Annotated in this window: 10 protein-coding genes; 6 read left to right on the plus strand and 4 right to left on the minus strand. The window is 71.8% G+C overall.

Annotated elements, in window-relative coordinates; translation table 11 throughout:
- Positions 1 to 3: 3 nt before the first annotated feature.
- Both ACIY1X_RS21005 and ACIY1X_RS21010 read left to right on the plus strand, forming a co-directional pair.
- Positions 4 to 762 carry a class II aldolase/adducin family protein gene (locus ACIY1X_RS21005; protein ID WP_399684354.1) on the plus strand — a complete coding sequence of 253 codons (759 nt, stop codon included), beginning with the start codon at positions 4 to 6 and terminating at the stop codon, positions 760 to 762.
- A gap of 8 nt (positions 763 to 770) precedes the next feature.
- Entirely contained in the window at positions 771 to 1,778 is a 1,008-nt protein-coding gene (locus tag ACIY1X_RS21010) for a 2-dehydropantoate 2-reductase (protein WP_038213196.1), read from the plus strand.
- 24 nt (positions 1,779 to 1,802) lie between these two features.
- Here ACIY1X_RS21010 and ACIY1X_RS21015 read toward each other — a convergent pair whose 3' ends face one another.
- On the minus strand, positions 1,803 to 2,555 hold the full coding sequence (locus tag ACIY1X_RS21015; protein ID WP_399684335.1) for an alpha/beta hydrolase: 753 nt from the start codon (positions 2,553 to 2,555) through the stop codon (positions 1,803 to 1,805).
- 71 nt (positions 2,556 to 2,626) lie between these two features.
- Positions 2,627 to 3,565: a LysR family transcriptional regulator gene (locus ACIY1X_RS21020; protein ID WP_399684338.1), complete on the minus strand. Its 939-nt coding sequence runs from the start codon at positions 3,563 to 3,565 to the stop codon at positions 2,627 to 2,629.
- 99 nt (positions 3,566 to 3,664) lie between these two features.
- Between ACIY1X_RS21020 and ACIY1X_RS21025 the strand changes: the two genes are divergently transcribed.
- Entirely contained in the window at positions 3,665 to 4,222 is a 558-nt protein-coding gene (locus ACIY1X_RS21025; RefSeq protein WP_399684341.1) for a cupin domain-containing protein, read from the plus strand.
- Between the two features lie 43 nt (positions 4,223 to 4,265).
- Positions 4,266 to 5,231, plus strand: coding sequence for a Bug family tripartite tricarboxylate transporter substrate binding protein (locus tag ACIY1X_RS21030; RefSeq protein WP_399684343.1), 966 nt, complete (start codon positions 4,266 to 4,268; stop codon positions 5,229 to 5,231).
- Between the two features lie 12 nt (positions 5,232 to 5,243).
- Here the strand turns inward: ACIY1X_RS21030 and ACIY1X_RS21035 are convergent, their stop codons facing one another.
- Positions 5,244 to 6,065, minus strand: a complete 822-nt coding sequence (locus ACIY1X_RS21035; protein WP_399684345.1) for a hypothetical protein — start codon at positions 6,063 to 6,065, stop codon at positions 5,244 to 5,246.
- Positions 6,062 to 7,165 (minus strand): alanine racemase, encoded by a 1,104-nt coding sequence (gene alr, locus ACIY1X_RS21040; protein WP_399684347.1) that lies wholly within the window; start codon positions 7,163 to 7,165, stop codon positions 6,062 to 6,064. Before alr ends, ACIY1X_RS21035 begins: the two co-directional genes overlap by 4 nt.
- A gap of 321 nt (positions 7,166 to 7,486) precedes the next feature.
- On the opposite strand from alr, the gene lplT reads away from it, so the two are divergent.
- Together lplT and ACIY1X_RS21050 are read left to right on the plus strand one after the other, a co-directional pair.
- Positions 7,487 to 8,791 carry a lysophospholipid transporter LplT gene (lplT, locus tag ACIY1X_RS21045; RefSeq protein ID WP_399684350.1) on the plus strand — a complete coding sequence of 435 codons (1,305 nt, stop codon included), beginning with the start codon at positions 7,487 to 7,489 and terminating at the stop codon, positions 8,789 to 8,791.
- A gap of 199 nt (positions 8,792 to 8,990) precedes the next feature.
- A complete protein-coding gene (locus tag ACIY1X_RS21050; protein ID WP_399684353.1) occupies positions 8,991 to 9,482 on the plus strand; it encodes a glutathione peroxidase in 492 nt (163 codons plus the stop codon).
- The last annotated feature ends 53 nt before the right edge of the window (positions 9,483 to 9,535 follow it).

Here is a 9,535-nt window from a genome sequence, read left to right on the forward strand (position 1 = left end):
GCGCTGGTCCATCCGCCCATCCACCCCGACGAGCGCGCCGCGCGCGTGCAGCTCGCGGCCTGCTACCGCATCTTCGCGATGCTGGGGTGGACGGAGATGATCTACAACCACATCACGGTGCGGCTGCCCGACAGCGTGACCGGCGGCGAGAAGCAGTTCCTCATCAACCCCTTCGGGCTGCACTACAGCGAGGTCACGGCGAGCAACCTGGTCAAGATCGACCTCGCCGGGCGCGTGCTCGACGGCTCGACGCACCGCGTCAACCCGGCCGGCTTCGTGCTGCACGCGGCCATCCACGACGGCGTGCCCGACGCCCACTGCGTCATGCACACGCACACCACCGCCGGCGTGGCCGTGGCCTGCCTGGAAGGCGGCCTGCAGCAGACCAACTTCTACTCGGCCCAGCTGCACGGCATGGTGGCGTACCACGACTTCGAGGGCATCACCATCCATGCCGACGAAGGCCCGCGCGTGATCCGCAGCATCGGCGACAGGCAGGCCGTGATCCTGCGCAACCACGGCCTGCTGGCCTGGGGCCACACGCTGCCGCAGACCTTCGCCATCCTGTGGACGCTGCAGCGCGCCTGCGAGATCCAGATGGCCACCTTCTCGATGGGCCGCGCCATCCCGGTGAGCGAGGCCGTCGCCGAGAAGTGCACGCGCGACGCGCTTCAGTTCGACCCGAGCCACGGCGCCGGGCAGGACGTGTTCGACGCCCTGGTGCGCCAGGTGGACCGCATCGACCCCTCCTACCGCGACTGAGCGCCGCCATGAAAGCCTGCATCTACGGCGCCGGCGCGATCGGCGGCTGGATCGGCGCCGCGCTGGCCCGCGCCGGCCAGCGGCCGAACGTGGTGGCGCGCGGTGCCACGCTGGCCGCGCTGCGCCAGGACGGCCTGACGCTGGTGCGCAGAGACGAAGGCGGCGCGGACGTGCGCGAGCGCGTGCCGGTCCACGCGGTGGAAGACCCGGCCGACCTCGGCCCGCAGGACCTGGTGGTGGTGGCCGTGAAGGCGCCGGCGCTGGAGGCGGTGGCCGCGCGCATCGGGCCGCTGATCGGGCCCGACACCACGGTGCTCACCGCCATGAACGGCGTGCCCTGGTGGTTCCTCGAAGGCGGCTTCGGCGGCCCGCTGGCCGGGCGCCGGCTGACGGCGGTCGACCCCGCCGGCGCCATCGCCGAGGCGATCCCCTCGCGCCACGTGATCGGCGGCGTGGTGCACTGCAGTTGCTCGCTGGACGCGCCCGGCGTGGTGCGCCACCACTTCGGCAGCGGCCTGATCCTGGGCGAGCCCTCGGGCGAGGCCACGCCGCGCGTGCAGCGCCTGGCCGAGCTGCTGGCGCGCGGGGGCGTCCAGGCCAGCGTGTCGCCGCAGATCCAGAAGGACGTCTGGTACAAGCTGTGGGGCAACATGACGGTCAACCCCGTCAGCGCGCTGACGGGCGCGACGACCGACCGGATCCTGGGCGACGACCTGGTGCGCGGCTTCATCTCCGCGGTGATGCTGGAGGCCAGGGAGATCGGCGAGCGCATCGGCGTGCCCATCGCCGAGAGCCCGGAAGACCGCCACAACGTCACGCGCAAGCTCGGCCCCTTCAAGACCTCGATGCTGCAGGACGTGGAGGCCGGCCGCGCGGTGGAGCTGGATGCGCTGGTGTCGGCCGTGCGCGAACTGGGCCAGGGCGTGGGGCTGCACACGCCCTTCACCGACGCGCTGCTGGGCCTGGCGCGGCTGCAGGCGCAGGAACTCGGCCTGTACGGCGCGCGCTCCAGCTAGCTGCGCAGGTCCGCCCGCGCACCTTCACGGCGCCCCGGCCGCCTGCGGCCGGGAAAGAAAGCGCACGATCTCGCGCATCTGCTCGCCGGCGATCCGCACGTGGCCGCCGACGAACGCCTGCAGCCGCTTGTCGACGGTGCCCAGCGCGTCGAACAGCGCGAGCTGCCCTTCGCGGGTGAACAGTTCGTCGTCCCACTTCTGCTGGAACAGGACCGGGCACCGCACCGCGCGCGCGTCGTCGAGCAGCCGCGCCGACTGGACGAAGCTGGTGCCCCACATGCCCAGCACGGCACGGGACACGCGGCGCTCCACGGCCAGCAGCGGCAGCCCGTAGGCGGTGCCCATCGAGACGCCGAGCCAATGCAGCCCGCTGCCGGGCAGCGCGTGCGCCAGCTCGTCGATCAGCGCCTGCCAGCGCGCGACGTGCGCGCCCACGTGGCCAGGGTCGTGCTCCCACACGTGGAAGAACCTCGCCCGGTTCGCCGGCCCTTCGTCGGGCTCGCCGGGCGGCGTCCTGGCGCCGTGCACGGGGCCGTCGAGCGCCACGACCCGCCAGCCCAGCCGGCCCGCGAATTCCATCGCCGCGTCCCACACGTCCACGCCGGTCTTGGAGCTGCTCCCGCCGTGCTGCACCAGCAGCACCGGCGCGCGCTCCCCGGGCTGCGTGCCGGGCCTGTCGTACATCGCCGCCGAGGCGAGGCGGCCCTCGCCCCGCGGCCTGAAGACGCGGCAGCGCACGCCGTCGCGCAGCTCCTGCATGTCGGTCCATTCGAACATCGCGCCACGGTAGCCGCACCGGGGCGTTCGCGCCATCAAGCCGGCGCAATGGCGGCATTGCGCCGGCTTGGCTACGACACCGTCCGGATGTCGATGCCCGTGGCCGCCTCTCCCGGCGCGATGGCGCGGACCGTGTCCCGCACCCAGGCATGCAGCGCCTGCCGGTGCGTGCGCTCGTGCCAGACCATCACGTTCTGGATCTGCGGCAGCTCGACCGGCACCGGCGAGACGTCCAGGTCGAGGAAGCCGGCGAAGTGCCGGCACATCCACGTCGGCAGCGTCGCGACGTGCTGCGAGCCCGCCACGATATAGGGGATGACCAGCACCGACGAGACGCGAACGGTGCGCGGCCGGTCGAGCCCCGCGGCGGCGAGCGCCCGGCCGATCGTCTGCTCGATCGTGGAGCGCGGCGAGAAGGGCGAGCCGAACACGACGTGGGTCCTGCGCAGGTACGCGTCGAGCGTCAGCGGCTCGTCCGCGGTGGCCTTCGCCCGCATGCACGACAGCGGCTGGGGGAACAGGAGCGTGCTGCGCAGGTCCGGGTGGAGGTCCGGAAAGTGCCCGATGGCGAGGTCGCACTCTCCTTCGCTCAGCCACTCGCGCAGATGGTCCGGATCGGGCTGGCGCACGTTCAGCGTCACGTGCGGCGCCGATTCCGCCAGCCGCTGCGACAGGGCCGGCACGACCGCCATGCCCATCGAGTCGGCGGCGGCCACCGTCACCATCCCGGTGGCGCTGGCCAGCTCCAGCGGCCCCTCGTTGGCGAAGATCTCGTCCATCAGCTCGATGCCCTCCCGGACCTTGCGGGCCAGGGCATGCGCGCGCTCCGTCAGGATCAGCGCGTTGCCGGAGCGCACCAGCAGCGGGTCGCCGGTCAGCTCGCGCAGGCGCGACAGCGCGTTGCTCATGCCCGGCTGGCTCATCTCCAGGCGCTGCGCCGCACGCGTCACGGAGCGTTCGGTCAGAAGCGCATCGAGGCAGATCAGGAGGTTGATGTTGCTTCTCTTCACGCGGGCATCAGCTTGGCTTATTCGGACATTGCACGCGGTTGATTGTGGCCCGCGGGCCGGGATGCTCGAATCGGACTTCCCCCGACCTCCCGCAGAACCATGCCGATCCAGACCACCAAGCCCACCACCGCCGACATGCTCGCCTGCGTGGCGCGTTTCGCGGACCTCCAGCGCTGCGAGACGGGCCTGCCCGACATGCAGCTGCCCGACTGCCGGCGCGCCTTCCTCAACGTCCTGGGCTTCGACCAGCCCAAGGGCGACGGCCAGTTCTCGCCCTTCGGCGACCGGGCCAAGGCGCGGGTGTCGCACCTGCAGGCCGGCTTCGGCGTCTCGTTCATCGCCGCCGCGCCGGGCAAGGGCGTGCTGATGCACACCCACGACACGGTCGAGACCTTCATGGTCATGAAGGGCACGTGGAAGCTGGAATGGGAGGGCGACCAGGGCGACGAGCACCTCCTGCTGGAGCCGCTCGACTTCATCGCGTTTCCCGTCGGCGTGCAGCGCCGCTTCGAGTGCGTGAAGCCGCCCGAGGGCGAGGCCGAGGGCCTGCTGCTCGGCATGATCGGGGGCAACGCGCCGGCCGCGGAGATTTCCCCCGCCGGCATCGAGCGCCTGATCGAAGCCGGCATCTTCCAGCGCGACAAGCTGGCCGCCTGAGCATCCGTCCGGGATGCAGAAGAAATACCTGGAGACAACACGCATGGACATCACCCGCCGGGGCCTCGTGCTGGCCGGGGCGCTCGCCGCCGTGGCCGGTTCCGCAGGCGCGCAGGGGGCCTACCCCAGCAAGCCCGTCAAGATCATCGTGCCGGCGCCGGCCGGCTCGGGCCCCGACGTCATGGCACGCCTGTACGCCGACCACCTGAGCCGCGCCCTGGGCCAGCAGTTCCTGGTCGACAACAAGCCGGGCGCCTCCGGCAACATCGGCGCCGAGTCGGTCGCCCACGCGCCGGCCGACGGCCACACGCTGCTGTACGCGTACAACCAGATCCCGACCATGAACCCGCACCTGTTCGGCAAGCTGGGCTACGACATGCGCAAGGACATGGCGCCGGTCTCCATCACCCTGACGACCGGCTACATCCTGCTGGCGAACAACGACTTCCCTGCCGCCGACCTCGCGCAGACCATCGCCTACGCGAAGAAGCATCCGGGCAAGGTGGCCTACGCGAGCTACGGCCCCGGCACCGCGTCGCACCTGGCCTTCGAGATCATCCAGGAGCAGACGCGCACGGAGTTCCTCCACGTGCCCTACAAGCAGGGCCAGTTGACGGACGTGATGGGCGGCCAGGTGGCCATGGTCTTCGAGCCCTTCCCCTCCGCCATTCCCTTCGCCGCGAGCGGCAAGACGAAGGCGCTGGCAGTGACCACGCCCAAGCGCCTGGCGGCGCTGCCGAACGTGCCGGCGATGTCGGAGGCGATCCCGGGCTTCGATCTCCTGGGCTGGCAGGGCGTCTGGGCTCCCGCGGGCACGCCGACGGCGGTGCTCGCGAAGCTTCAGTCCGAGTTCGCCAGGATCACGCAGCTGCCCGACATGCAGAAGCGCATCCGCGATTTCGGCTCGGAGCCGGTGGGCGGCCCGTCCCGGGAGATGGCCCAGACCATCGAGGCGGAGTACGCCCTGTGGGGCAAGATCATCCGGGCCAAGAACATCCGGCTGGATTGACGCCTGCGCCCCTCAGCCGCGGCCGGTGAGCAGGCGCACCGCCTGCGGCAGCGAACCGGCCTGCGGCATGAAGCGGTCCAGCGCGATGCCCAGGACGACCGCGCAGGCCAGCGCGCCGAGCAGCGGCTTCCACGTCAGGCGCACGGCGGCGCCCAGCCAGCCCTCGCGCGCCACCCGCACCGCGGTGCGCGCCGAGGCGTAGGAGAAGGCGATCTCGATCGCCACCGCGAGCAGCGCCTCGGAACCGAAGTACACCAGCACCAGCGCGCCGGCGCCGAACAGCACCGCCGCGCCGATCAGGAAGACGGCCACCACCGGCACCACGACGACGGCGCCCTCGTCGGCGCCGGCGGCCGCGCCCAGCGCATCGCCGGCCAGGTCGCCCAGGCCGATGCCGCCCGCGTCGGTGCCGGGCGCGGCGAAGTCGCCCGAGCTGCCGCCGCCCGCGTAGTCGCCTCCGCCGCCGCTGCGGAAAGAAGAGGCCGGCGCCTGCCCGCCGCCGGACGGCGGGCGCGGCAGCGGCAGTTCGCCGGGAAGGTCGATGCCGTCGCCCCAGCCGCTGCTGCGGTCGTCCTCGTCGCGCACCAGCCGCTGCGCCCACCAGCGCAGGATGCCGAGGTACGCCAGGTAGCCCAGTCCCAGTGCCACGGCATAGCGCAGCGCCAGCGCATCGACGCCCGCCCACATCAGCAGCGCCGAGGCCGCCCACATGACCAGCAGCGTGAGCGTGCCGATGGCCAGGCCGTGCACGCGCAGCGCGTGGCGGCGGTGCAGGTCGCGCTCGACCTGCGTCTCCCACAGGCGCACGGAGCGCCAGTTGGAGAAGACCTTCATCCGCCGTTGTCTTCGACGGAGAAGGGCACGCGCGGCGCCACCGCGCACATCAGCTCGTAGCCGATGGTGCCGCAGGGCTGCGCCACCTCGTCGATGGGCAGCACGGCGCCGGTGCCGGCGCTGCGGCCCCACAGCACGACCTCGCTGCCGAGGGCGGCGCCGGGCACGGGGTCGAGGTCGACCGCGAGCATGTCCATGCTCACGCGCCCCACCACGCGGGTGCGCACGCCGTTCACCAGCACGGGCGTGCCGGTGGGTGCGTGGCGCGGGTAGCCGTCGGCGTAGCCCACCGCGGCGACGCCGATGCGCATCGGCGCCTCGGCGGTGAAGCGCGAGCCGTAGCCCACCGTGTCGCCGGCGTCCAGCGCCTGCACGCCGATCAGCCGCGTGGCCAGCGTCATGGTGGGCTGCAGCTGCCAGTGGGCGGCGTCGTGCTCGGGATGGTCGGGCGAGCCGCCGTACAGCACGATGCCGGGGCGCACCCAGTCGGCCCGGGTGGCCTCGGCATGGCGCAGCACGGCGGCGCTGTTGGCCAGGCTGCGTTCGCCGGGCAGCTCGCGCGTGGCTTCGTCGAAGGCGGCCATGGCCGCGTCGATGCCCCTGGGGCCGTCGGCATCGCTGAAGTGCATCATCAGCGAGACCTCCTCCACCTGCGGCAGCGCCGCCAGGCGCGTCCACGCCGCACGCATGCGCGCGGGCGCGAAGCCCAGGCGGTTCATGCCCGAGTTCATCTTGAGGAAGACGCGGTGCGGCTGCTGCGTCTTGTGGGCAGCCAGCCAGTCGATCTGCTCGTCGCAGTGCACCGCATGCCACAGCGCGAGGCGCGAGCACAGCTCCAGGTCGCGCGGCTCGAACACGCCCTCCAGCAGCAGGATCGGGCCGCGCCAGCCGAGGGCGCGCACGCGCTCGGCCTCGGCCAGGTCCAGCAGCGCGAAGCCGTCGGCGCCGCGCAGCGCGTCGTACACGCGCTCGATGCCGTGGCCGTAGGCATTGGCCTTGACCACCGCCCACACGCGCGACTCGCGCACCGCGCGCCGCACGCGTTCCAGGTTGTGGCGCAGCGCGCCGGGATGGATGGTGCAGAGGATCGGGCGAGGCATGAAAGGACGTTCGGCGTGCGAGGGAAAACACCCACTGAACAAGGGGTGCCTGCGGTCATTTTGGCACCGCACCCCCATGCTATAACCACGCACCCCTGCCCCATCGGTACCCGCATTCCGCGCGGCCGTCGTCCCCTCCCCAGGCGAGACGGCAGCGCACACGGCGCGGCGCCGGCGGCGGTTCCGACGACTCTCCCCCACTGCCCGCCCCGTGCCGCCCGGCCTGTTCCGCATCTCAAGAAGAAAACGCCGGGCCGCCCCAAGCCGTCATGTCCTCCCCCGGGGACGGGGCAGGCGCAGCCTCGCTCCGGGAGCACCCCGATGAAGCGCGGCTTCTACACGATCATGGCGGCGCAGTTCTTCTCGTCGCTGGCCGACCAGGCGCTGTTCGTCGCCGCCGTCGAGCTGCTGCGCTCGGCCGGCGCCGCCGAGTGGCAGCGCGCCGCGCTGGTGCCCATCTTCGCGATCTTCTACGTGGCGCTGGCGCCGCTGGTGGGCGCCTTCGCCGACGCGCTGCCCAAGGGCAAGGTCATGTTCATCAGCAACGCCATCAAGGCGGTGGGTTGCGTGGCCATGCTGTTCGGCGGGCATCCCTTGCTGGCCTACGCGATCGTGGGGCTGGGCGCGGCGGCCTACTCGCCGGCCAAGTACGGCATCCTCACCGAGCTGCTGCCGGCCTCGCAACTGGTCAAGGCCAACGGCTGGATCGAGGGGCTGACCATCGCCTCGATCATTCTGGGGATCGTGCTGGGCGGGCAGCTCGTGGGGCATGCGCTGTCCAGCCACCTGCTGGCCTTCGATTTCCCGGTGATTGACACCGGCATCGACACGCCGCCGGAGGCGGCCATCACGGTGCTGATCGCGGTGTATGCGCTGGCGGCGTGGTTCAACACGCGCATCCCGCACACCGGCGTGGAGATGCGCCCGCTGCGCGCCAACCCGCAGCACGGCCTGCTGCGCAACCTGCTGGGCCTGCTGCCCGACTTCTGGCGCTGCAACGAGCGGCTGTGGAAGGACAAGCTCGGCCAGATCTCGCTGGCCACCACCACGCTGTTCTGGGGCGCCAGCGGCAACCTCAAGTACATCGTGCTGCCCTGGGCGGCCGTGGCGCTGGGCTACGGCACGACGCAGGCCTCGGCGCTGACGGGCGTGCTGGCCGTGGGCACGGCGGTGGGCGCGGTGGTGGCCTCGGCGCGCATGCGGCTGGACATCGCCACCCGCGTCATCCCCCTGGGGGTGGCGATGGGCCTGCTGGTGGTGTGCATGAACTTCGTCGGCAACGTGTGGGTGGCCATCCCCTTCCTGATGCTGCTGGGCGGCCTGGGCGGCTTCGTCGTGGTGCCGATGAACGCGCTGCTGCAGCACCGCGGCCACAACCTGATGGGCGCGGGCCGCTCCATCGCCGTGCAGAACTTCAACGAGCAGGCCTGCATCCTGCTGCTGGGCGCCTTCTACAGCGCCTGCACCTGGTTCGGCCTGTCGGCCTACGGCGCCATCTCCGCCTTCGGGCTGGTGGTGGCGGGGGTGATGGTGCTGATCCAGCTCTGGTACTGGCGCACGCTGCGGCGCTACCCGCGCGAGGTCATCCAGCTCCTGCGCATCGCCCGCACCGACAAGCATCATTGACCACCCCCAGTCTCCGCGGACTTCGTTCCGCTCCGCCAACCCCCTCAAGGGGGCACACGCAACGGCCGGGCAGAGCCCGTTCCGTGCGTGTCCTCGCATGGCCTGCTCCGCGGCCTTCTGACCGAAAGCCGATGGCCGAAGCGGGTGGCTGGAGGCGCACAATGGCCGGATCGTCCACTCTTTCCCCGCGGAGGCCGCCATGGCAGGCAGCATCTACGACTTCGAGGTCCGGCAGATCGACGGCGAGCAGGTGCCGCTCGCGCGCTTCAAGGGGCAGGTGCTGCTGATCGTGAACACGGCCAGCCACTGCGGCTTCACGCCGCAGTTCGGCGGGCTGGAAGACCTGTACGAGCGCTACAGGGAGCGCGGCTTCGCGGTGCTGGGCTTCCCGAGCAACCAGTTCGGCAACCAGGACCCGGGCAGCAACGACGAGATCGGCGCCTTCTGCCAGAAGAACTACGGCGTGAGCTTCCCGATGATGTCCAAGATCGAGGTCAACGGCCCCGGCGCCGACCCGCTGTACCGCTGGCTCGTGAAGGAGAAGCCGGGCCTGCTGGGCAGCACGGCCATCAAGTGGAACTTCACCAAGTTCCTGGTCGGGCGCGACGGCGCGGTGGTCCGCCGCTACGCGCCGCTGGACGCGCCGGCGACCCTCGCCCGCGACATCGAGGCCGCGCTGGAGGCGGCCTGAGCGCCCTCACCCGTTCAGGCTGAGCCTGTCGAAGCCCGGCGCCGCGCTTCGAC

The organism is Xenophilus sp., from assembly GCF_044462705.1.
In the GTDB taxonomy this organism is placed as follows: domain Bacteria; phylum Pseudomonadota; class Gammaproteobacteria; order Burkholderiales; family Burkholderiaceae_C; genus Xenophilus; species Xenophilus azovorans.

Excerpts from the sequence above, each read along its gene's own strand:
- ACIY1X_RS21015 (WP_399684335.1), bottom strand. The coding sequence starts at position 2,555 with ATGTTCGAATGGACCGACATGCAGGAGCTGCGCGACGGCGTGCGCTGC.
- alr (WP_399684347.1), bottom strand. The coding sequence starts at position 7,165 with ATGCCTCGCCCGATCCTCTGCACCATCCATCCCGGCGCGCTGCGCCAC.
- ACIY1X_RS21050 (WP_399684353.1), top strand. The coding sequence starts at position 8,991 with ATGGCAGGCAGCATCTACGACTTCGAGGTCCGGCAGATCGACGGCGAG.
- ACIY1X_RS21035 (WP_399684345.1), bottom strand. The coding sequence starts at position 6,065 with ATGAAGGTCTTCTCCAACTGGCGCTCCGTGCGCCTGTGGGAGACGCAG.
- lplT (WP_399684350.1), top strand. The coding sequence starts at position 7,487 with ATGAAGCGCGGCTTCTACACGATCATGGCGGCGCAGTTCTTCTCGTCG.
- ACIY1X_RS21025 (WP_399684341.1), top strand. The coding sequence starts at position 3,665 with ATGCCGATCCAGACCACCAAGCCCACCACCGCCGACATGCTCGCCTGC.
- ACIY1X_RS21010 (WP_038213196.1), top strand. The coding sequence starts at position 771 with ATGAAAGCCTGCATCTACGGCGCCGGCGCGATCGGCGGCTGGATCGGC.
- ACIY1X_RS21030 (WP_399684343.1), top strand. The coding sequence starts at position 4,266 with ATGGACATCACCCGCCGGGGCCTCGTGCTGGCCGGGGCGCTCGCCGCC.